Annotated in this window: 15 protein-coding genes; 5 read left to right on the forward strand and 10 right to left on the reverse strand. The window is 66.6% G+C overall.

Going from position 1 to position 23,206, the window contains the following annotated elements; translation table 11 throughout:
- Position 1: 1 nt before the first annotated feature.
- From AB4Z32_RS02890 to AB4Z32_RS02900, 3 genes are all read right to left on the reverse strand, one after another.
- A complete protein-coding gene (locus tag AB4Z32_RS02890) occupies positions 2-778 on the reverse strand; it encodes an enoyl-CoA hydratase/isomerase family protein (protein WP_441934186.1) in 777 nt (258 codons plus the stop codon).
- A gap of 65 nt (positions 779-843) precedes the next feature.
- Positions 844-2,127, reverse strand: a complete 1,284-nt coding sequence (locus AB4Z32_RS02895) for an MFS transporter (RefSeq protein WP_441934188.1) — start codon at positions 2,125-2,127, stop codon at positions 844-846.
- Positions 2,128-2,172: 45 nt separating this feature from the next.
- A complete protein-coding gene (locus tag AB4Z32_RS02900; RefSeq protein WP_441934189.1) occupies positions 2,173-3,408 on the reverse strand; it encodes a pyridoxal-phosphate-dependent aminotransferase family protein in 1,236 nt (411 codons plus the stop codon).
- Positions 3,409-3,571: 163 nt separating this feature from the next.
- On the opposite strand from AB4Z32_RS02900, the gene AB4Z32_RS02905 reads away from it, so the two are divergent.
- The 3 genes from AB4Z32_RS02905 to glpD all read left to right on the forward strand — a co-directional run bounded on the left by AB4Z32_RS02905 (position 3,572) and on the right by glpD (position 8,943).
- Complete coding sequence (locus AB4Z32_RS02905) at positions 3,572-4,288, forward strand: GntR family transcriptional regulator (RefSeq protein ID WP_441934191.1); 717 nt, start codon at positions 3,572-3,574, stop codon at positions 4,286-4,288.
- Between the two features lies 1 nt (position 4,289).
- Positions 4,290-7,313, forward strand: coding sequence for an FAD-binding and (Fe-S)-binding domain-containing protein (locus AB4Z32_RS02910; protein WP_441934193.1), 3,024 nt, complete (start codon positions 4,290-4,292; stop codon positions 7,311-7,313).
- An 82-nt stretch (positions 7,314-7,395) separates the two neighbouring features.
- Positions 7,396-8,943, forward strand: a complete 1,548-nt coding sequence (gene glpD, locus AB4Z32_RS02915) for a glycerol-3-phosphate dehydrogenase (RefSeq protein WP_441934194.1) — start codon at positions 7,396-7,398, stop codon at positions 8,941-8,943.
- 81 nt (positions 8,944-9,024) lie between these two features.
- Here the strand turns inward: glpD and AB4Z32_RS02920 are convergent, their stop codons facing one another.
- Positions 9,025-11,682, reverse strand: coding sequence for a M1 family metallopeptidase (locus AB4Z32_RS02920; protein WP_441934196.1), 2,658 nt, complete (start codon positions 11,680-11,682; stop codon positions 9,025-9,027).
- 118 nt (positions 11,683-11,800) lie between these two features.
- Here AB4Z32_RS02920 and AB4Z32_RS02925 point away from each other — a divergent pair, with 118 nt between their 5' ends.
- On the forward strand, positions 11,801-12,424 hold the full coding sequence (locus AB4Z32_RS02925) for a glutathione S-transferase family protein (protein WP_441934198.1): 624 nt from the start codon (positions 11,801-11,803) through the stop codon (positions 12,422-12,424).
- A gap of 2 nt (positions 12,425-12,426) precedes the next feature.
- On the opposite strand, the gene AB4Z32_RS02930 is transcribed toward AB4Z32_RS02925, so the two are convergent.
- The 4 genes from AB4Z32_RS02930 to AB4Z32_RS02945 all read right to left on the reverse strand — a co-directional run bounded on the left by AB4Z32_RS02930 (position 12,427) and on the right by AB4Z32_RS02945 (position 19,576).
- On the reverse strand, positions 12,427-12,879 hold the full coding sequence (locus tag AB4Z32_RS02930) for a RidA family protein (RefSeq protein ID WP_441934200.1): 453 nt from the start codon (positions 12,877-12,879) through the stop codon (positions 12,427-12,429).
- A 90-nt stretch (positions 12,880-12,969) separates the two neighbouring features.
- Positions 12,970-13,719, reverse strand: coding sequence for a helix-turn-helix transcriptional regulator (locus AB4Z32_RS02935; RefSeq protein WP_441934202.1), 750 nt, complete (start codon positions 13,717-13,719; stop codon positions 12,970-12,972).
- Positions 13,720-13,755: 36 nt separating this feature from the next.
- Complete coding sequence (locus tag AB4Z32_RS02940; protein WP_441934204.1) at positions 13,756-14,613, reverse strand: CheR family methyltransferase; 858 nt, start codon at positions 14,611-14,613, stop codon at positions 13,756-13,758.
- A 34-nt stretch (positions 14,614-14,647) separates the two neighbouring features.
- The gene (locus AB4Z32_RS02945; RefSeq protein WP_441934206.1) at positions 14,648-19,576 is read right to left on the reverse strand and encodes a response regulator; all 4,929 of its coding nucleotides are present in this window, start codon (positions 19,574-19,576) and stop codon (positions 14,648-14,650) included.
- 357 nt (positions 19,577-19,933) lie between these two features.
- Between AB4Z32_RS02945 and AB4Z32_RS02950 the strand changes: the two genes are divergently transcribed.
- Complete coding sequence (locus tag AB4Z32_RS02950; RefSeq protein ID WP_441934208.1) at positions 19,934-20,665, forward strand: helix-turn-helix transcriptional regulator; 732 nt, start codon at positions 19,934-19,936, stop codon at positions 20,663-20,665.
- Here the strand turns inward: AB4Z32_RS02950 and AB4Z32_RS02955 are convergent.
- Both AB4Z32_RS02955 and AB4Z32_RS02960 read right to left on the reverse strand, forming a co-directional pair.
- The gene (locus AB4Z32_RS02955; RefSeq protein WP_441934210.1) at positions 20,640-20,963 is read right to left on the reverse strand and encodes a helix-turn-helix domain-containing protein; all 324 of its coding nucleotides are present in this window, start codon (positions 20,961-20,963) and stop codon (positions 20,640-20,642) included. The two genes, AB4Z32_RS02950 and AB4Z32_RS02955, sit on opposite strands and share 26 nt — an antisense overlap.
- Positions 20,964-21,052: 89 nt before the next feature.
- A complete protein-coding gene (locus AB4Z32_RS02960) occupies positions 21,053-23,158 on the reverse strand; it encodes a prolyl oligopeptidase family serine peptidase (protein ID WP_441934212.1) in 2,106 nt (701 codons plus the stop codon).
- Positions 23,159-23,206 lie beyond the last annotated feature (48 nt).

A 23,206-nucleotide genomic window follows, 5' to 3' on the forward strand; every position in this document is an offset into this window, starting at 1 on the left:
TTCAGGAGCCGGACCAGGCCGGTTTCTGTTTATCGAGGAAGGCGGACACGCCGATCTTGAAATCGGCACTGCCGTAGCAGGCGGCCACCAGGTCGTCGCCCTGCGGGACGGTTTCCGCCACCACGCGCCGGATCGCTTCCTTCGACACCCGCTGGGTCACCGGCGCCAGCTTTTCGAGGCGGGCGCACAGCTTGTCGGCGGCATCGTCGAGCGCACCGGCGTCGGCGATCTCGGCCAGGAAGCCGCAGTCGTAAGCTTCCCGGGCCGGGAGCAGGTCGGCCAGCAGCAGCATGCGCTTGGCGCGCGCCACGCCGAAAGCCGCGACCACGCGCGCGGTATTCGCCATCGACAGGCAGTTGCCGAGCGTGCGCGCGATCGGCACGCCGAACGACGCGGTGGGGGCGGCGATGCGGAAATCGCAGGCGGCGGCGATGGCGAGGCCGCCGCCGATGGTCCAGCCGTCGAGGATGGCGACGGTGGGCATGGGCAGGCCCTCGATCTGGCCGATGCGCCGGTCGATCACGCGTTCGTAGGCGAGACCGTCGTCGCCGCCTTCGAAGGTCTTGAATTGTTCGATGTCGGTGCCGGCCACGAAGGCGTCGCCGCCGGCGCCGCGGAAGGTGGTCACGCGCACGTCGGCGCGTTCGGCGATCTCGTCGCAGATGCGGCCCAGCTCTTCGTACATGGCCCAGGTCATGGCGTTGCGCGCCTCCGGGCGGTCGATCAGGATGGATGCGATGCCGTTACGGACGCTCAGTTGTACACGGCCCTTGTTCATGGATTTCCTTTCGCGGCTTGACTGGGCAGCCGGCCGGCCCGGACGGCGCGGCCGGCTGCCATGGCTCAGATGGCGACGGTCGGCTGCGGCTGCAGCGCGCCGTGCGCGGTTTCGTCGAACTGCTTGCCCGGCTTCATGGCGAAGGCGGTGATCGAACCGACGATCATCAGCGCCATCGAGAAGATGAAGGGCGTGTCCCAGTTGCCGGTCTTGTCGATCAGCCAGCCGCCGAACAGCGGGCTGATGATGGCGGCCAGCGCCGAGCCGGTGTTCATCATGCCGCTCGCGGTGCCGGAGAATTTCGGCGCGATGTCCATCGGGATCGCCCACATCGGGCCGATGGTGAATTCGATGAAGAAGAAGCCGAGGCTCAGGCAGACCGCCGAGATCACCAGGTCGTGCACGAACATCAGCGGCACCAGCGAGGCCAGGGTCAGCAGCATGCAGATCACGACCACGTTGCGGCGCGCGGTGTTCAGGTTGCCGGTCTTCTTCAGCAGGTGGTCGGAGACGATGCCGCCCAGTGCATCGCCGACCACGCCGGCCAGGAACACGCCGGCCGAGAAGATCGCCGACTTCTTCAGGTCGAGCTGGTAGTTGTGCAGGAAGTACTGAGGAATCCAGCTCAGGAACAGCCACAGGATCCAGCCGTAGCAGAAGTAGGTGATCGTCACCGGCGACATGCGGCGGAACAGCGGCATCCACGGGACTTTCGGGCGGTCCTTGAACTGCTTGTATTCGGGCAGGGAGGCCAGCTCGTCCTTCGTGATGCGGGGATGGTCGGCCGGGTTGTCGCGGAAGCTGATCGCCCACCACATCACCCACAGCAGGCTGATGCAGCCGAGGATGATGAAGGAGCCGCGCCAGCTGGTGGCGGCCATCAGCGCCACCACCAGCGGCGGGGTGAGGGCGTTGCCGAGGCGCGCGCAGGCGTGGGTGATGCCCTGGGCGAAGCCGCGCTTCTCGGCCGAGAACCAGCTGGCCATGGCGCGGGTGGCGGTGGGGAAGGTGGCGCCTTCGCCCAGGCCCAGCAGCATGCGGGCGAGAAACAGGGAGACCAGGCCGGTGGCCAGGCCGCTGAGGATGGTGGCGCCGGCCCACACCACGGCGCAGACGGTCAGGGTCTTGCGCGCGCCGAACTTGTCGCCCAGCCAGCCGCCGATGATCTGGAAGACGAGGTAGGGATAGGCGAAGGCGGAAAACACGAAGCCGAGTTGGGTCTTGCTGAGCCCGAACTCCTTGCCGAAGCTGGCGGCGGCGGTACTGACGTTGACGCGGTCTACATAGGTAATCAGGTACATCACGCAGAGTAGTAACAGCACCTGCGTCGTGGCACGGCTTGCTTTCATGTGGTGTCTCCTGTTTGGTTTTTCTTGGATCCGGCGCGGCGCTCGTCAGGCGGCCTTGGCCAGGGTGTCGGCGTGCTTCCCTTGTGGGGCGGTCGCCGTCAGGTACTGCATGGCGGCCAGTACGCCGCCCTTGCGGTGCGGGACGCCCGCCACCTCGAAGCCCATCTCGACACCGGCGAGGGTGCCCATCAGGCTCAGGTCGTTGAAGTCGCCGAGGTGGCCGATCCGGAATACCCATCCGGACAGCCTGGTCAGGCCCTGGCCCAGCGACATGTTGAAGTTCTCCAGCACCGCCTTGCGGAAGGCGTCGGCATTCGCATACTGGCCGGAGGCGTCCTTCGGCATCACGACGGCGGTCAGCACGCCGCTGTACTCGGCCGGGTTCTGGCACAGGATCTCCATCCCCCAGGCCTCGACCGCGGCGCGGGTGGCGGCCGCATGGCGCTGGTGGCGCGCGAACACGTTCTGCAGGCCTTCCTCGAGCAGCATGTCGCAGGCTTCGGACAGGCCGTAGAGCAGGTTGGTGGCCGGGGTGTAGGGCCAGAAGCCGTTCTTGTTGGCTTCGAGGATCTCGTCCCAGCCCCAGTAGGCCTTCGGCAGCCTGGCCTGGCGCGAGGCGGCGATGGCCTTGCTTGACACCGCGTTGAAGGACAGGCCGGGCGGCAGCATCAGGCCTTTCTGCGAGCCGCTGACGGTGACGTCCACGCCCCATTCGTCGTGGCGGTAGTCGATCGAGCCGAGCGAGGAAATGGTGTCGACCAGCAGCAGGGCCGGGTGGCCGGCGCGGTCGATGGCGCGGCGCACGGCGGCGATGTCGGAGGTGACGCCGGTCGAGGTTTCGTTATGCACCACACATACCGCCTTGATGGTGTGCTCGGGGTCGGCGGCCAGGCGCGCCTCGATGGCGGCGGCATCGGCCCCGCGGCGCCAGTCGCCGCCGAGGAATTCTGCATTCAGCCCGAGCTTGTCGGCCATCTTCTTCCACAGGGTGGCGAAGTGGCCGGTCTCGACCATCAATACCGTGTCGCCGGGCGAGAGGGTGTTCACCAGCGCGGCTTCCCAGGCGCCGGTGCCGGAGGCCGGATAGATCACGACCGGGTTCTCGGTCTGGAAGATCTTGCGGATGTCGGCCAGCACCTTCCTGCCGAGGGCCTGGAATTCCGGCCCGCGATGGTCGATGGTCGGATAGTCCATCGCGCGCAGGATGCGGTCGGGGACGGTGGAGGGGCCGGGGATCTGCAGGAAGTGGCGGCCGGCGGGATGGGAGTTCAGTTTGACCATGTGGGACCCTGTCGTAGTGAGAAAAATGGCGAAAACATTTTGTATACAATATTCAAACGTAAAACGAAGTCAATGCGAATTGCATTCGTATCCATCGTTACCTAGCAGGATTGACAGGATGTGCTGGCATCCAAATTTGTATGTGGTATACAATTTTGGAACCATGAATAATCCTGCAACTCCACCCATCATCGCCAGCATCGACCGCCTCGGCCTGTCCGCCGCAGTCGGTGCGCGTTTGCGCGACATGATCGTCGAGGGCGTCCTCGCCCCCGGCACCCGCCTCAACGAACGCATGCTGTGCGAGCAGCTGAACGTCTCGCGCACGCCGCTGCGCGAAGCCTTCAAGACCCTGGCGGTCGAAGGCCTGATCGTGCTGCAGCCCAACCGCGGCGCCGTGGTCGCCCAGATGTCCGTACCCGAGATCGAGCAGACCTTCGAAGTGATGGGCGCGCTGGAAGGGATGTCGGGCGAGCTGGCCTGCGCCCGCGCCACCGACGCCGAAATCGCCGAGGTCAGGGCCCTGCATTTCGAGATGATGGCGGCCCACGCGCGGCGCGACCTGCCCACTTACTACAAGCTGAATCACGCGATCCACGACTGTTTCAACGCGATGGCGCGCAATGGGGTGCTGACCGAGACCTACCAGCAGATCAATGCGCGCATCCAGAGCCTGCGCTTCCGCTCGAACTTCAACCAGGACAAATGGGATACCGCCGTCAGGGAGCACGGCGCCATGCTCGAAGCCCTGGAGAAGCGCGACGGCGAGGCCCTGCGCCAGATCCTGCTGCAGCACCTGCGCAACAAGCGCGACGCGGTGCTCGCCGTGCTGCGCGCAGCGTCGCAGGCGCCCGACGACACCCCACCCGGAGCCCCATGACATGAACGATTCGGTACCTTCCAGAGTATTGCTTTCCACCGGCCTGCAGGCGCGCATCGACAGCCAGGAACTGGCCGGCCGGCTGCGCAAGGAAACGACAGGGGAGGTACTGTTCGACCGCGGGTCGCGTGGGCGCTACGCCACCGACGCTTCGATCTACCAGATCGAGCCGGTCGGCGTGTTCGTGCCGCGCACCCCCGACGACGTCGCGCTGGCGCTGGCCATCGCCCGCGACGCCCGGGTGCCGGTGCTGCCGCGCGGGGCCGGCACCAGCCAGTGCGGGCAGACGGTCGGCGCCGCGCTGGTGCTCGACAACAGCAAATACCTGAACCAGGTGATCGCCTTCGACAAGGAAGCGATGACGGTCACGGTGCAGCCCGGGATCGTGCTGGACCACCTGAACGCCTGGCTGAAGCCGCACGGGCTGTGGTTCCCGGTGGACGTCTCGACCGCCGCCCAGTGCACCCTCGGCGGCATGGCCGGCAACAACTCCTGCGGCTCGCGCAGCCTGTATTACGGGAACATGGTGCACAATGTGCTGGCCATCGACGCCTGGCTGGCGGACGGCAGCCAGGCCCGCTTCTGCGAACTGGACGCGATGCGCGCCGGAGCGTCCGCCCGCATCGGCCAATTGGTCGACACGGTGGAGGCGATCGCCGCCCGCGAGCATGCGGAAATCGCCGAACGCTACCCGAAGGTGCTGCGGCGCGTGGGCGGCTACAACCTCGACATCTTCCATCCGCAATCGGAGCGGCCCTATACCCGCGACGGCAGCGTCAACCTGGCGCATCTGCTGGTGGGCTCGGAAGGCACGCTGGCCTACACCGGACAGATCACGCTGGCGGTGGCGCCGCTGCCGAAGGCGAAGGCGCTCGGCATCGTCAACTTCACGGACTTCAGCAAGGCGATGGACAGCACCCGGCACATCGTCAAGCTCGGGCCGGTGGCGGTGGAGCTGGTCGACCGCACCATGATCGAACTGGCGCGCGGCAATCCGGCCTTCCGCCCGACCATCGAGAAGGCCCTGATCGGCAAGCCGGATGCGATCCTGCTGGTAGAATTCGCCGGCGAGGACAGGGCCGGGCAGCTGCGCGGCTTGAAGAGCCTGGTGGACCTGATGGGCGACCTCGGGCTGCCCGGCTCGGTGGTCGAGATGCCGGACGAGCAGGAGCAGAAGGCGCTGTGGGAAGTGCGCAAGGCCGGCCTGAACATCATGATGAGCCTGAAGGGCGACGGCAAGCCGGTCTCCTTCATCGAAGACTGCGCGGTGCCGCTCGAGCACCTGGCCGAGTATACCGACCAGCTGACCGAAGTCTTCGCCAGGCACGGCACGCGCGGCACCTGGTATGCCCACGCCTCGGTCGGCACCCTGCACGTGCGCCCGATCCTCGACCTGCGCCGCGACGGCAGCGCCAAGATGCGCGCCATCGCCGAGGAAGCGGCAAGCCTGGTGCGCCGCTACAAGGGCGCCTTCTCGGGCGAGCACGGCGACGGCCTGGTGCGCAGCGAATGGGTCGACTGGCAGTTCGGCGAGCGCATGATGGGCGCCTTTGCCGGGATCAAGGATGCCTTCGACCCGGACGGCCTGATGAACCCGGGGAAGATCGTGCGTGCGACGAAAATGGACGACGCCTCGCTGTACCGCTTCAAGCCCGGCTATGCCGAGCAGCCGCTGCGCACCGCGCTCGACTGGTCGGCGTGGAACGTGCAGACCGACCCGGTCACGGAACAGGCGGGCGCGCCCGGCAGCGGTGGCGATGCGACCGGCGGCTTCGCCAAGGCCATCGAGATGTGCAACAACAATGGCCACTGCCGCAAGTTCGACAGCGGCACCATGTGCCCGAGCTACCGCGTGACGAAGGACGAGCAGCACCTCACGCGCGGCCGCGCCAACACCCTGCGCCTCGCCGTGTCGGGCCAGCTCGGGCCGGACGCCATGAGCTCCGAGACCCTGCACGAGACCCTCGACCTGTGCGTGAGCTGCAAGGGCTGCAAGCGCGATTGCCCGACCGGCATCGACATGGCGCGCATGAAGACCGAATTCCTGTACCACTACCGCAAGCGCCACGGCATGCGCCTGAAGGACAAGCTGGTGGCCAACCTGCCGCGCTATGCGCCGTGGGCGGCGAAGTTCGCGCCGCTGCTGAACCTGCGCGACCGCCTGCCCGGCGCCGCCCGCCTTTCCGAACACTGGCTGGGTCTCAGTGCGAAGCGTTCGCTGCCGCGCTGGCGCGCCGATACCTTCATGGCGGGCCTGGGCGCGCCCTCCGCGGCGCCGGCGGGGGCGGCGGAAGTGGTGCTGTTCGCCGACACCTTCAACAACTATTTCGAGTCCGAGAATGCGAGCGCCGCCCTGCGCGTGCTGCAGGCCGCCGGCTACCACGTGCACGTGGCGCGGGCGAAGGGGGAGTCGCGGCCCCTGTGCTGCGGGCGAACCTACCTGGCCGCAGGCCAGGTCGACCAGGCCAGGCAGGAAGCGCGCCGCAGCATCGATGCGCTGCTGCCCTTCGTGGCGCGCGGCATCGCCGTCGTCGGGCTGGAGCCGTCCTGCCTGCTGACCATGCGCGACGAGTTCCTGGCTTACGGCTTCGGCGAAGAAGCCAGGCTGCTGTCCGGCGCGGCCATGCTGTTCGAAGAGTTCATCGCGCGCGAATCGAAGGCGGGCAGGCTGAAGCTGAAGCTGAAGGCGCTGCCGCAATCGACGGCCCTGTTGCACGGCCACTGCCACCAGAAGGCCTTCGATGCCGTCAAGCCGGTACAGGCCGTGCTCGGGCTCATACCCGGTCTCGAGGTCAAGCTGATCGAGAGCAGCTGCTGCGGCATGGCCGGCAGTTTCGGCTACGAGGCCAGCCATTACGAGGTTTCGATGAAGATGGGCGAGCTGGCGCTGCTGCCGGCCGTGCGCCAGGCCGGAGCGGATACACTGATCGTGGCCGACGGCACCAGCTGCCGCCACCAGATCCTCGACGGCGCCCAACGCGAAGCCCTGCATGTGGCGCGGGTACTGGAGGCGGCGCTGGCTTGATATGGCCGAACACCCGGGCCGGGAGGGGCACTAAACTTGTCTGTTGCGGCCATCCGGGGCCGTCCAGGCGAGGGAGCGGCAGATGGCAGACAATCCGAAGCGCATCGATTGCGACGTACTGGTGGTGGGCGGCGGCATCAACGGCGCCGGCATCGCGCGCGACGCCAGCGGGCGTGGCCTGCGCGTGCTGCTGTGCGAGAAGGACGACCTGGCCCAGCATACGTCCTCGGCGTCGAGCAAGTTGATCCACGGCGGCCTGCGCTACCTCGAGCAATACCACTTCGGCCTGGTGCGCAAGGCCCTGGCCGAGCGCGAGGTGCTGCTCAAGAGCGGTCCTCACATCATGCATCCGCTGCGCTTCATCATGCCGCATACGGCTGGCCAGCGCCCGGCCTGGCTGATCCGCATGGGCCTCTTCCTCTACGACCACCTGGCGCGGCGCGACTTCCTGCCGGGCTCCGAGGCGCTCTCGCTGCAGGGCCATCCGGCCGGCGCGCCGCTGCAGCCGCGCTTTGCCCGTGCCTTCGCCTATTCCGATGCCTGGGTCGACGATGCGCGGCTGGTGGTGCTGGCCGCCGTCGATGCGCGCGAGCGCGGCGCCAATGTCCTGACCCGCACCCGCTGCACGGGCCTGGCGCGCGAGCCGCAGCGCTGGATCGCCACCCTGCAGGGACCGGACGGCGAGCTGCGCGTGCATGCGCGCTGCCTGGTGAACGCGGCCGGCCCCTGGGCCGCCGGCTTCCTCGGCACGGCCACCGGCAAGCCCGGCGCCGCGCGCCCGCTGCGCCTGGTGAAGGGCAGCCACATCGTGCTGCCGCGCCTGTTCGAGCACGACAGCGCCTACATCCTGCAGCAGCCGGACGGCCGGATCGTGTTCGCCATTCCCTACGAGGGCCGGTTCACCCTCGTCGGCACCACCGACATCGACTACCAGGGCGACCTCGACCGCGTCGCCATCGACGCCGCCGAGATCGATTACCTGTGCGCGGCCGTGAACCGCGCCTTCGCGCAGCCGGTCGCGCCGAACGATGTGGTGTGGACGTACGCCGGCGTGCGGCCGCTGATCGGCGAAGAGGGGGCCACCGCTTCGAGCGCCAGCCGCGACTACAGGCTGGAGACGAATCTGGACGGCGCGCCGCTGCTGTCCGTCTTCGGCGGCAAGGTCACCACCTTCCGCAAGCTGGCCGAACAGGCGGTGGACTGGATCGCGCCGGCGCTGGGCCGCCGGGTACCCGGCTGGACCGACAAGGCCTGCCTGCCGGGCGGCGACCTGTTTGGACGCCAGCCCAGCGCGCGTTCGGTGCTCGAGTTCGAAGCCTGGACCCGCACCCGCCAGCAGCAGTACGCCGGCCTGGCGCCGGCGCTGGTGGCCCGCTATGCGCGCGCCTACGGCACCCGGCTCGGCGCCATGCTGGGGCATCGCCGCAGCCGCGCGGATCTCGGCGAGGAAATCGTGCCGGGACTGTTCGAAGTGGAGGCGGACTGGCTGGTGAAGCAGGAATGGGCGCAGACCGCGGACGACATCCTGTGGCGCCGCACCAAGCTGGGCCTGCACATCCCGCCAGGCACGGAGCGCCGCCTGGAGATATGGCTGGCGGCGCGCCGCGGCCTGCCGCTGCCGGCCGCGTAGCGCGTGCATGAATAGACGAGCGTGCGCCCGTTAGCTACGCGCAGTAAAACATCGTTCCCGCCAAGCTCCCAAGCCAAGCTCTCAACCGCCATTCCTGGCCAGCCAGGCATCAATCTCCGGCAAGCGCGCCGCATTCGTCTTGATCCGATCCTGAATTGCCGCAATCGCCGCATCGACATCGCCGCGCGAACTCGGCGCCAGGTTGGCCTGGGCATAGGACTTCAACTTGTCGATCATCGCCGGATTTGCCGACACGCTGCCCAGGCGCGCGAAATAACGGCTGCGCGAACTGGCGTCGACGCGCTGGTTGATCTTGTCCACGTTCGCCAGCGCGAAGTCGACCGCCATGTCCGGGAAGTTCTGGGCCACCGCCGAGATCATCGCGGCGCTGTTGGTCAGGCCGGGTTCGTCGGTCAGCGCAAGCTGCAGGGCGCGCTGGGCCAGGGCCTTGTCCTTGGCGGCAGCGAGCAGCACGTACAGGTGGTCGCGCAGCAGCGGCGTGGTCTCGGCGCGGGCGCGGGCGCGCAGCGCATCCCAGGTCGCGGCGTCGGCATGCTGGGCGACCACCGCCAGCACGGTCTTGCGCAGCGGGCCCGGCACCGCGGACGGATCCTTGTCCATGGCGGCGTAGCGGCGGCGCGCTTCGGCGATCACGGTGGTGTCGCCCAGTTCGCTCAGGGAGTCGATCAGGGTCTCGCGCAGGTTGGCCACCGCGGCGGCTTCGCCGTTGCGCGCTTCCCAACCGGTCTGCGCCATCACCGGCGCCAGGCGGGCGATGGCGAAGGCGTCCAGGCGGTGCTGGCGTTCCTGGTCTCCCTGATAGCGCCAGTGCAGGCCATCGAACAGGCGGGCGATGCGGCTCCAGACCTGCGGATCGGCGCTCACCGGCGTGGCCTTGACCAGCTCCAGCGCGCTCGATGCCGGCTGCAGGCCGGCCAGGCCCAGCGCCGAGCTGTCCGACAGCAGGCCGAGCTGGTCGATCGGCGCCAGGCCGGCGAAGGCTTGTGCCAGCTGGGCGAATTCCTTCGGCGCGTACAGGGTGCGGTAGTAGCCGCTCTGGCCGGCGTTGACGATCACCGCGCCGCAGCCCGGCAGGGTGACCGTAGCCTTGCCGCCCGAGACCAGGGCGGTCGCCTGTTTCGAATTTCCCGCGACTTGCGCGATCACCGGCACGCGCCAGGCCAGCGGCTTCTTCTCCGGCAGGTCGCGCGAAAACTCGCCCTGGACCAGCGGAACACTCGTGCTGCCGTTGCGGCACACCGGTTCGCCGACGCGGATCAGCGGCACCCCCGGCTGCAGCGTGAAGTCGTGGGCGATCGCCGTCACCGGCTTGCCGGCGGCCTTCTCGATCTGCTTCCACAGGTCGTCGGACACGGTATTGCCGTAGGCATGGGCCTTCATGTAGCTGCGCACGCCGTTGCGCCAGGCGTTCTCGCCCACATAGGCTTCCAGCATGCGGATCACCGCCTCGCCCTTCTGGTAGGTGATCTCGTCGAAGGCCTGGTTGGCCTGCTCGACGGTCTCGATGTGCTGCACCACCGGGTGGGTGGTGGCGACCGAGTCGCGCTGCATGGCGCCGTCGCGGCTGCCGACCGCGCCCAGGTGGGTATTCCATTCCGGGTGCAGGCGCTGGGTCATGCGGCTTTCCATCCACGAGGCGAAGCCTTCGTTGAGCCACAGGTCGTCCCACCAGCGCATCGTGACCAGGTCGCCGAACCACTGGTGCGCCATCTCGTGGGCCGCGGTGGCGAAGATCTCCTGGCGGTCGTGCTGGGTCGAGCTGGCCGGATCGAAGAGCAGCGCGTATTCGAAGGTGAAGATCGCGCCCCAGTTTTCCATCGCGCCGAAGAACTGGCTGCGGCCGGGGCCGGCGATGTTGTCGAGCTTGGGCAGCGGATAGCGCACGCCGAAGTAATCGTTGTACTCGCGCAGGATGTCCTTCGAGGAGTCCAGCGCGAACCTGGCCTGGTCGATGGCGCCGCGGCGGGTGACGACGCCCAGCTCGGTGCCCTCTACTTTGGTGGTGGCGCGCTCGAAGTCGCCGGCGCCGAAGAACAGCAGATAGGTCGACATCTTCGGCGTCTTCGCGAACACCACGCGCTGGCGGCCGTCCGGCAGTCTGGTGACGCTCGACGGCGGCATATTACTGACCGCCATCTGGCCGGCCGGGATGGTCGCCTCCAGCGAGAACGTCGCCTTGTAGGCCGGCTCGTCCCAGGACGGGATCATGCGGCGCGCGTCCGAGTTCTCGAACTGGGTATAGATGGCGCGCTGCTGCTTGCCCTCAAGCCCCGGGTAATCCAGCGAGAACAGGCCCACGGCCTGGGTGCCGATCACGCCGCTGTAGTCGAGGCTCAGCTTGTACAGGCCGGGCGCCAGCGGACGTTCGAAGCTGAAGGTGGCGGTCTGGGCGCCGGCGTCGACCTTGACCCTGGCCGCCTGCGCGCTGCCGCCGGCGGCCGGGACCAGGCTCACGCTGTTGAAACTGAGGTCGGCGGCGTTCAGGGTGATGCTGTCGGTCGCCTTCGTGATATTGACGGTGATGCCGGCATTGGCCGTGAAGCGTCCGCCGGCGGCGTCCGGCGTCAGCGCGATCTCGTAGTGGCTGGGGATCACGCCGCGCGGCAGCTGGGTGGTCGCTTCCTGGACCGCGGCCGCTTTCGGCGCGGCGGCGGCATGCTGGAAGGGGAGGGCGGCGAAGGCGAGTGCGACGGCGGCGGAGATCAGGCTGCGATGCATGGAAAATCCTGTGTGGAAGGGGACCAGTCAGCGAATCTACGTTCAAGATGCATGCCTGTCAATCGGCGTTCGTGATGCGCTATGATCGTCCTTACAAGCATAAAACCGGAGGAGACACATGAAGTTGTACACCAGCCACCGCACCCCGAATCCGCGCCGCGTCCTCATGTTCATCGCCGAGAAAGGCATCACCGGCATCGAGCTGGTGCCGGTCGACCTGTTCAAGGGCGAGCACAGGGATGCTGTATTTACGGAGCTGAATCCGATGGCCCAGGTCCCGGTGCTGGAGCTGATTGATGGCCGCCGGCTGGCCGAGACCCGCGCCATCTGCACTTACCTGGAAGGACTTTACCCGCAGCCCAACCTGATGGGCGAGGGCTTCGAGGAACGCGCCTTCATCGAGATGGCGGACCGCCGCGCCGAGCTGCAGCTGTTCCTGAAGGTGGCCAACTGCATCCGCCACACGCACCCTGGCCTGGCGCCGCTGGAGCAGCCGCAGTTCGCCGAGTTCGGCGCGTCCCAGGGCCGCAAGGTGCGCGACACCGCGCGCTGGCTGGACGGCGTGCTGGCGCAGCAGGAATACGTGGCGGGCGGGCGCTTCACGATCGCCGATATCACCACCTTCTGCGCGCTGGAGTTCGCGCGCGGACTGATGAAGTTCAGGCCGGGCGAGGAGGGTTTCGGTCACCTGCAGGCATGGCGCGACCGCATCGCGGAGCGGCCGAGCGCGCAGGTGGTGTGACTCTACCTTACCGCGATCGCCGAGATCTCGACCGCCACGTCCTTCGGCAGGCGGTCGACCTGGACGGTGGCGCGGGCCGGCGGTTTGTCGGTGAAGTACTTGCCGTAGACCGCGTTCAGCTTGGGGAAGTCGTCCAGGTTCTTCACGTACACCGTGGTCGAGACCACGTTGTCCATCGACATGCCGTCCGCCGCCAGTGCCGCCTTCAGGTTGTCGAGCACCTGGGCGGCCTGTTCCTCGATTGGCCCGGTGCGTGCCTGGTTGGTCTTCGGATCGATCGGCAGCTGGCCCGCCAGGAACACCAGGTTGCCGGTCCTGACCGCCTGCGAATACGGCCCGACCGCGGCCGGGGCGTCCTTGGTGGCGACGATGTCCTTCGCCGGCGGCGCGGCCACAGCGCTGCCGAGCGTAGCGATGGCCAGCAGCGCAAGCACTGCCCGTGGCGTGGTCCTCATGATGTGTCCTCCCTTCGTGGAAAAAGACCGGTATGCAGGCAGTCTAGAGGCTGCCACGGCCGATTTCATCACCCGATCGGGTGAAAGGGCTCATGCAAGCAGGTCAAGGCTCGACACCAGCCGCGTCAGCGCGGTCTGGCTGGCGCAGCCAGTCTTGCGGAACACCGACTTGAGCTGGGTGCGCGCCGTTTCCGGACTGATGTCGAGGCAGGCGGCGGCGTCCACCAGGCTACCGCCGGCAGACCAGGCCAGCACCAGCCTGACTTCGGCCTTGCTTAGACCATACAGTTCGCGCAGTAAGCCGAGGTCGCCGTGGCGGGCCAGCTCGCTGAAGCGGGCCCGCAGCCTGGCGGCGCAGCGCAGATGCGGGATCAGTGGCTGCAGGCGGCGTGCCTTGGCGGTGCCCGGCTCGCGGTCGCTCAGGTGCGACTGGAAGGCCAGACCGGCCAGCGTCGGGCCGGCATTGATGAGGGGTGTGCAGATGATGGCGCCGAGGCCGTAGGGCCGCAGGAAATCCTGGTAGAACTCGCTGTGCCGCTTGGTGCTGGCGCCGAGTTCGCGTTCGTCGATGAACCATTCGCCTTCCGGCATCGCGTCGGCGACCGGACGGACCGGATCGAGGGCGACGTAGCGGGTCTCGTACTGGCGCACGAAGTCGAGGTCGAGCTGGGCGACTTCGGCGATCAGGGTCTGCTGGCTGCCGCGGTCATGCACCAGGTAGGCCGACTGCTCGCAGCCGAGTTCCAGCCGCAGTGCGGCCAGCACCGGCTGCCAGCCATCCGGCGCCAGCACGCCTTCGGAGATCGAACGGACCAGACTGTCGAAGCGCCGCGCGTCCATATCGCCTCCCGCATTGCACTGCAATGATTTCTGTCGTCAACCCACCCTTTTGTACCAGGGCCGGTCGCCCTCGATCGCCTGGTAGGTCCCCGCATACGCATCCGCCACCGACATCTGCTGGTCCAGGCACAGCACGCCGAAACGCGCGAGGCTGTCGTGGAACAGGCGCAGCACGCGCTGGCGCAGCACCGGACCGAAATCGGCCAGCGTGTGGCAGCACAGGATGGCCTGGAACTCGTTGAAGGAGGCGTCGGTCACCAGGCTGTACTGCGACCAGGTGACGCGGCGGCGCAGGTCGGCGCGCAGCCGTGCGCGCCGTTCGCCGTTCGCACCAATCTCGATCTCGAACCAGGACAGCAGGTCGCCGCGCCCGCCACTTTCTTCGTGGCGTCCGCGCGCTTCCTCCAGCGCGGCCAGCGGCAGGCAGGCATCCTGCATGTCCGCGAGCAGCTCCTCGTTGGCGAGGGTGGCGTGGATGTCCAGCTTGCCCAGCACGCCTTCCTCGGCCAGCACGACCGCCAGGGTCCAGGCTTCGCCCACGCCGGCGCACTCGGCCAGCCAGACCCGCGGCACCGGCCAGCCGCGCAGCGACGGCGCCAGCACCCCGCGCAGCCTGGCCGCATGGCCGACGCAGTCGAACAGCGGCGCCGGTGGCGGCGACAGCGCACGCAGCAGCTTCGATGCCGCGCCCGCATCGTGCAATGCCTTCTCCTGCAGCCCGGACAGGGTGGCGGCGCCGCTGGCGTGCACCGCCTGGCTCAATTTTTGCCGCACGGCGGCGCGGTCGTAGGCGCGGAAGTCGTAGCCGAAGCGCTGGAAGATCGCTTCCAGCAGCAGCTCCGTTTCCAGCTCCTCGACCGCGAGGCCGGCGGCGAGGCCGGTCCACGCATTCATGCCAGCCCCCTCGATGCAGCCATCAATGGAGCCATCAATGGAGCCAAACCCGCATCATCGACAGCAGCTGGGCCACGTCGACCGGCTTGGTGATGTAGTCCGAGGCGCCGGCGGCGATGCACTTGTCGCGGTCGCCCTTCATCGCTTTCGCGGTCAGGGTGATGATGGGCAGCGACTTGAACCTCGGGATCCGGCGGATCGCCCGCATGGTGTCGTAGCCGTCCATCTCCGGCATCATGATGTCCATCAGGACGATCTCGATGCCGGGGTCCTTCTCCAGCACCTCGATGCCGTCGCGGCCGTTCTCGGCAAACAAGACCTGCATCTGCTGGCGCTCGAGCAGCGAGGACAAGGCAAAAATGTTGCGCAGGTCGTCGTCGACGATCAGCACCTTGCGTCCGGCGAGGCCGGAATCGAGGGCCTGGATCTCTTCGAGGATGCGGCGCTGCGTGTCCGGCAGGCTGGCATGCGAACGGTGCAGGAACAGCGCGGTCTCGTCCAGCAGGCGCTCGGGCGAGCGGGCGTCCTTGACCACGATGGTCTTGGCGTAGCGCTTGAGCTTCGTGACTTCCTTGCGGCCCAGTTCCGCGGCCGTGTAGATCACGATCGGCAGGTCGCGCAAGGCCGGCTGCTTGCCGATCTGGTCGAGCAGTTCGAAGCCCGAGATGTCCGGCAGGGTCAGGTCCAGCACCATGCAGTCAAAGTGCTGGCCGGCCAGCGCCGCCAGCGCGGCCTCGCCGGTTTCGGCGGTGACGATGCGGACGTCGGAATCGCCGATCAGCGAGACGATCGCCTCGCGCTGGGCCATGTCGTCCTCGACCACCAGCAGCGAGCGTTTGCCGCCCATCAGGAACTTCTGGATGCGCGTGAATTCTTCCTGCAGCGTCTCGCGGCTGACCGGCTTGTTGATGTAGCTGATCGCGCCCTGGCGCAGCGCGCGTTCGCGTTCGCGCATCGCCGACAGCACGTGCACCGGGATGTGGCGGGTGCCCGGGTCGCGCTTCAGGCGTTCGAGTACGGTAAGGCCGTCGATGTCGGGCAGGTCGATGTCGAGCAGGATCGCGGCCGGCTGGAAGTCGCGCGCCAGCGACAGCGCGGAGTCGCCGCGGTGGGTCACGATGCCCTTGAAGTTCTTCTCGCGGGCGAAGTCGAGCAGTGTCTTGGCGAAGCGCTCGTCATCCTCGACGATCAGCACCGAGGGATCGCCCGGCGCGATCAGGCCGCGGTCGTCCAGCATGGCCGCATACTCGACCAGGTTGTTCGCGGGATCGGGCACGGCGATGCTGGTGGTGGTGGCTGCCGTATCGGCGTCCAACTCGGCTTCCAGCGAGGCGCGCGACGCCGGCGTCGCGGCCGGCGCGGGCTGCGGCGGCGCCAGGCGGGCCGGCTGGGGCTGGCGGGTCTGCTCGTAGTTGATGAAGCCGGCGCGGTTGTAGGGCAGGTACAAGGTGAAAGTGGACCCGACGTTGACCGTGGACTCCACGCGGATCTCGCCGCCCAGCAGGCGCGCCAGTTCGCGCGAGATCGACAGGCCCAGGCCGGTGCCGCCGTATTTGCGGGCGGTCGAGCCGTCGGCCTGCTGGAAGGCTTCGAAGATCAGCTGCAGCTTGTCGGACGGGATGCCGACGCCGGTGTCGCGCACCGAGAAGGCCAGCACCGCGTCCGCGTGCAGCAGGTGGGGGTGGTCGGCGGTCCAGCCGCTCGTGACCAGGCTGATGGTCAGCGCGACGTTGCCGTGGCTGGTGAACTTGAAGGCGTTCGACAGCAGGTTCTTGAGCACCTGCTGCAGGCGCGTCGTATCCGTCATCAGCGCGGTCGGAAGGTTGTCCGCCAGGTCGACCTGGAAGCCGAGGTGCTTGGCTTCGGCCATGTGGCGGAAGGTGCGGTCGACGTAGTTGCGCAGCGCCGAGAAGCGATACTCGGACACGTCCAGCGTGACGGTGCCGGACTCGATCTTCGACAGGTCGAGGATGTCGTTAATCAGGGTCAGCAGGTCGGAGCCGGAGCCGTGGATGGTCTTCGCGAATTCCACCTGCTTCATCGACAGGTTGCCCTCGGGGTTATCCGAGAGCTGCTGCGCCAGGATCAGCAGCGAGTTCAGTGGCGTACGCAATTCGTGCGACATATTCGCCAGGAACTCGGACTTGTACTTCGAGGACAGCGCCAGCTGGGTCGCCTTTTCCTCGAGCGCCAGCTTGGCCTGTTCCACCTCGCGGTTCTTGCGTTCCACCTCGATGTTCTGCTCGGACAGCAGGCGCGCCTTCTCCGCCAGCTCCTGGTTGGTCTGCTGCAGTTCCTGCGCCAGCGACTGCGACTGGGTCAGCAGCGATTCGGTACGGCTGTTCGCCTCGATGGTGTTGAGCACCACGCCGATCGATTCCATCAGCTGGTCGAGGAAGGACAGGTGGGTTTCCGTGAAGCGGTCCAGCGAGGCGATCTCGATGACGGCCTTGACCTGCTGTTCGAACAGGATAGGCAGCACCACGATATTGGTCGGCGGCGCCGCGCCCAGGCCGGACGAGACCTGGATGTAGTCGCGCGGGACGTCGGTCAGCCAGATGCGGGTCTTCTCCAGCGCGCACTGGCCCACCAGGCCTTCGCCCGGCAGGAAGGAGGTCGGCAGCTTGCGGCTGGAACGGTAGCCGTAGGAGGCGATCAGGCGCAGGCGCGCATCGCTCTCCTGCGAGTCCATCATGTAGAACACGCCGTGGTGGGCGGTAATCAGGGGCGCCAGTTCGGACAGGATCAGCTTGGTCACGGCCTGCAGGTCGCGCTGGCCCTGCAGCAGGCGGGTGAAGCGCGCCAGGTTGGTCTTCAGCCAGTCCTGCTGCGCGTTCTTCTGCGTGGTTTCCTTCAGGTTGCGGATCATCTCGTTGATGTTGTCCTTCAGGTAGGACATCTCGCCGCGCGCTTCCACGGTAATCGAACGCGAAAGGTCGCCGCGGGTCACCGCCGTCGCCACCTCGCCGATCGCACGCATCTGGTTGGTCAGGTTCGCCGCCAGCTGGTTCACGTTCTCGGTCAGGTCCTTCCAGGTACCGGCCACGCCGGACACGTTCGCCTGGCCGCCGAGCTTGCCCTCGGTACCCACCTCGCGCGCCACCCGGGTCACTTCGGAGGCGAAGGAGGACAGCTGGTCCACCATCACGTTGATGGTGTCTTTCAGCTCCAGGATCTCGCCCTTCACGTCCACCGTGATCTTCTTCGACAGGTCGCCGCGCGCCACCGCGGTGGTCACCGCCGCGATGTTACGCACCTGGCCCGTCAGGTTCGACGCCATGAAGTTCACGTTGTCGGTCAGGTCCTTCCAGGTGCCGCCGACGCCAGGCACGTAAGCCTGGCCGCCCAGCTTGCCTTCCGTACCCACTTCGCGCGCCACCCGCGTCACCTCGGAGGCGAAGGAGGACAGCTGGTCCACCATCACGTTGATGGTGTTCTTCAGTTCCAGGATCTCGCCCTTCACGTCCACCGTGATCTTCTTCGACAGGTCGCCGTTCGCCACCGCGGTGGTCACGTCCGCGATGTTACGCACCTGGCCGGTCAGGTTGCCGGCCATCGAGTTCACGCCGTCGGTCAGGTCCTTCCAGGTGCCGGCGACGCCAGGCACGTTCGCCTGGCCGCCCAGGCGGCCCTCGGTACCCACCTCGCGCGCCACGCGGGTCACCTCGGAGGCGAAGGAATTCAGCTGGTCCACCATCACGTTGATGGTGTTCTTCAGTTCCAGGATCTCGCCCTTCACGTCCACCGTGATCTTCTTGGACAGGTCGCCGTTCGCCACCGCGGTGGTCACGTCCGCGATGTTACGCACCTGGCCGGTCAGGTTGCCTGCCATCGAGTTCACGGAGTCGGTCAAGTCCTTCCAGGTACCCGCCACGCCCTTCACCTGCGCCTGGCCGCCCAGCTTGCCCTCGGTACCGACCTCGCGCGCCACCCGGGTCACCTCGGAGGCGAAGGAGGACAGCTGGTCCACCATCACGTTGATGGTGTTTTTCAGTTCCAGGATCTCGCCCTTCACGTCCACCGTGATCTTCTTGGACAGGTCGCCGTTCGCCACCGCGGTCGTCACCGCCGCGATGTTACGCACCTGGCCGGTCAGGTTCGACGCCATGAAGTTCACGTTGTCGGTCAGGTCCTTCCAGGTGCCGCCGACGCCAGGCACGTAAGCCTGGCCGCCCAGCTTGCCTTCCGTACCCACTTCGCGCGCCACCCGCGTCACCTCGGACGCGAAGGAACGCAGCTGGTCCACCATCACGTTGATGGTGTCCTTCAGCTGCAGGATCTCGCCGCGCACGTCCACCGTGATCTTCTTCGACAGGTCGCCGTTCGCCACCGCGGTGGTCACCTCGGCGATGTTACGCACCTGCGAGGTCAGGTTACCCGCCATCGAGTTCACCGAGTCGGTCAGGTCCTTCCAGGTACCGGCGACACCCGGCACATAGGCCTGGCCGCCGAGCTTGCCCTCGGTACCCACTTCTCGCGCCACCCGGGTCACCTCGGAGGAGAAGGAGGAGAGCTGTTCCACCATGGTGTTCGCGGTGGTCGCCGCGCGCAGGTACTGGCCCTTCAGCGGGTGGCCATCGACCTCGAGGGCCATGGTCTGCGACAGGTCGCCTTTCGCCACCGCGCCGATGACGCGCGCCATCTCGGTGGTCGGACGCACCAGGTCGTCGATCAGGGTGTTGACCGAGCTGATGATGGTTGACCAGCCGCCGACCACGCCCGGCACGTCGGCGCGCTGGGTCAGGTGGCCTTCGCGGCCCACGACGCGCGAGACCTCCGTCACCGTCTCGACCATCTTCTGCTTGGTCTCGATGATGTCGTTCAGGGTGTCGGCGATCTTGCCGGACACGCCGGTCCAGTCGGAAGGCATGCGCACGGAGAAGTCGCCTTTTTTGAGCGCCATCAACGTGGATAGCAGCAGCTTGACATCTAGCTGTTCAGCCATGTCAGTCATGTTATTCATTGACCAGAATTCCTCGAAGGTGAGAAGGGTAGGGCGGACACTTTTTGTTAAATCTCAGAAACTTGTAAAGATACGCTTGTGTTTTATCAAGTCAAGCAGTAATGACGACACTGTCAAGGGCTGCCATAAACTTGCATTTTTGCAATTTTGCATGGACAATTCGCGCGAGCTTATCCAATTTCAACGGTGAGGGGCGCACGATTGCCGGGACCGGCAAGCTGGTTGTTGTATCAAAACGACAAGCTTTGTGCGGTGGTGGCTGGGAAAAAGATGACTAAAAGAATAATTCTTCGTGCTTTTTAGTTACAAGTCATCTAGCATACGGTTGTTACACCATCAATACAGCGCGGAGTTACCATGATGAGCGTCGAACTTGGCGAGCTGATGCATAGCGACACGGCGTCGAGCTGGGGAGAGGCGCTGTTTTCCCTGGGCCGGCACTACGGTTTCGAGAAAGTGCTGTTTGCGATGTCGGGCTCGCGCCATGCGCGCCTCGAACACGCTTTCTTCCAGACGAATTATCCGCGCCAATGGCGGGAACGTTACGAGGCCGAGCGCCTTGCCTACGTCGACCCGCTGGTCAGCCATTGCCTGGCGAGCACCCTGCCGCTGGTGTGGCAAGCCGATACTTTCCGCAGTCCCGCCCAGCGCGCCATGTATGAAGACGGCTGCAACCATGGCATCCGGGCCGGTGTGGCCTTTCCGATCCACGGGCCGAACGGCGAATTCGGGCTGCTCAGTTTTGCCTGCGATCCGAAGCCGGAAAATGGGTTTGCGGAGACGGTGACGCCCTTGCTGCCGGAACTGGCCCTGGTGCGTGACCATGTGTTCGCTTCCGGAGTACGCTTCTGTCCGCCAGTCACGCACGAAGCTGCGCCACGGCTCACGCCGCGCGAACTCGAAGTGCTGAACTGGGTGATGGCGGGAAAGTCTTCGTGGGAGATTTCAAAGATTACCGGCTGCTCCGAGGCGACGGTGAATTTCCATATGGGCAATATTCGCCAGAAATTCAACGTCAACACCCGGCAGCAGGCGGTGGTGCGAGCGATCTCGCTGGGCTTGATCAGCCCAGAAGATCACCATCGTTGAGTTTGCCGTTCACATAGAGCTTCAACAGCAGGGCAACCGGTGCCGGAATCGTGAGACCGGTTTCGAACCGGCTGCCGCTCGATTGCGTCACGCCGAAGCGTCCCCAGAATTTTTCCTGACTTTCCCGTTTGCTGATCCGGTATTTCTTCAGCTCGCTGACTGTCGGAGCCAGCGCTGCTTGGAATTTTGCCGCATTAGCCTCGGGCTCCCGCAGGCTTGCTTCGGTAACGAAATCATTAGCCATCGCCGCTCCTCCTTGAAAAAGGTTGTAAAGATGTGTGGAAGACAAGTATTCCATGCATCATTCATCCGGCGACCTAGCAATATTGATAGTTCCGACAGGAACTCCCCCCTAGAGAGGGGGGAAGTGTTGTATCGCTAATTGAGCTAGCGCAAGTTTGCGGATTTCGGGCTTGATTTTCGGGTCAATTCTTCCCACAGGAAAGTATAGGTCAAGGCCCACATCGTGGCGGTCTGCTCGTTATTCGCCGCGCCGGCATGGCCGCCCTCGGTGTTTTCCCAGTACAGCACGTTGTGGCCCTGTTCCCCCATCAGGGCCGCCATCTTGCGCGCATGGCCCGGATGCACACGGTCGTCGCGGGTCGAGGTCGTGAACAGCACGCGCGGATAGCGCCGCTGCGGCGACACCTGGTGGTAAGGCGAGTACTTGCCGATATAGGCCCATTCCTCGGGCTGGTCTGGATCGCCGTATTCGCCCATCCAGGATGCGCCGGCCAGCAACTGGTGGTAGCGGCGCATGTCCAGCAGCGGCACCTGGCAGACCACCGCGCCGAACAGTTCCGGACGCTGGGTCAGCGCGGCGCCCACCAGCAGGCCGCCATTGCTGCCGCCCATGATGCCGAGGTGATCGGGGCTGGTGAGCTTGCGCGCGATGAGATCTTCGGCCACCGCCAGGAAGTCGTCGAAGGCTTTCTGGCGCTGGTGCTTGAGCGCGGCCTGGTGCCAGCGGGGGCCGAATTCGCCGCCGCCGCGGATGTTGGCCAACACGTAGACGCCGCCGCGCGCCAGCCCGCGGTCCAGCCAACCCGCGCCGGTGACGCCGCTGTAGAAGGGCGTGAGCGAGACTTCGAAGCCGCCGTAGCCGTACAGCAGGGTGGGATTGGCGCCGTCCATGCGGGTGTCCGCGCGCATCACCGTGAAGTAGGGGATGCGGGTGCCGTCCGGCGACACCGCTTCGAACTGGCCGACCGTGTAGGGACTGGCGTCGAAGAAGGCCGGCATCGACTTCAGCAGCTCGCGCTCGTCGCTGCCGGCATGCCCCAGGTAGAGCGAGCTCGGGGTCAGGAAGTCGGTCACGGTCAGGAAGTAGTCGTTCGATTCGAGTTCGTCGACGCCGGACACGCCCAGCGCGCCCATCCCCGGCGCGGCGACTTCGCGCCGCTGCCAGGCGCCGTCCGCATGGCGCAGTTCGACGATGCGGTTCTTGACCTTGTCCAGTACCGTCAGCAGGATCGCGTCGCGGGTCACGGCGATGCCGTCCAGCGACGTCGTCTCGGTGGGCAGGAACAGGGCGTCGAACTCGCGTGCGCCGGCCAGGAAGGCGGCGAAGCCGATCGCCAGCAGGGCGCCCTGCGGCCACATTGTCGCGCCGATCCGCCAATCCGAGCGGAGCTGGACCAGCAGCTGGTCGCGCACCGTGAAGGCATCGGCGTCCTCCGGCTTCTCGACCCTGGTCAGCACGCCGGTAACGGCGTCGCGCACGAACAGCTCGCTGCTGTAGAAGCCGATCTGGCGCTGCACGAACTGGCGCTCGTGGCCGGGCGTGTAGTCGAACCAGGCCGAGGCCGACAGATCGTCTTCCTGCGCTTCGTAGACCAGGCGGGCATCCGCCAGCGGGGTGCCGCGCCGCCATTCCTTGACCACGCGGGGATAGCCGGAACTGGTCATCGAGCCGGGGCCGAAATCGGTGGCCACGAACAGGGTGTCGCGGTCGATCCAGGCGGCGCTGCCCTTGGCCTCGGGCAGGCTGAAGCCGTCCGGCACGAAGGCCGGCGCGTCCAGGTCGAATTCGCGCACCACGTGGGCATCGCCGCCGCCGCGCGACAGCGAGACCAGGCAGCGGCTGCCGTGGGGCTTCAGGAAGGAGGCACCGGCCCAGACCCAGTTCTCGTCCTCGTCGCGGGCAAGCTTGTCGAGGTCGAGCACGGTCTCCCATTGGGGCTCCGGCTTGCGGTATTCCTCGAACGAGGTGCGGCGCCAGAGGCCGCGTTCGTGGCCGGCGTCGCGCCAGAAATTGTAATAATGCCCGCCATGCAGGCCGACGTAGGGAATCCGGTCCTTCGAGTCGAGGATGGCCTTCAGGCGCGTGCGCAGGGCCGCATAGCCGGGCGCCGCCGTCAGTTCGGCTTCGGTGCCGGCATTGCGTTCGCCGACCCAGCCGAGGGCGGGCTCGGAGGCGACCTCCTCCAGCCAGAGATAGGGATCCTGTTCCATCGATTGCATAATCACTCCATATTGCCGGGCTCTCGCCATTTGAGGCCGATTGCGTAATACTAGCAATTATCCAAATTCAGCCGCACG

The sequence above is a fragment of the Massilia sp. 2TAF26 genome (assembly GCF_052115005.1).
Classification (GTDB): Bacteria; Pseudomonadota; Gammaproteobacteria; order Burkholderiales; family Burkholderiaceae_D; genus Telluria.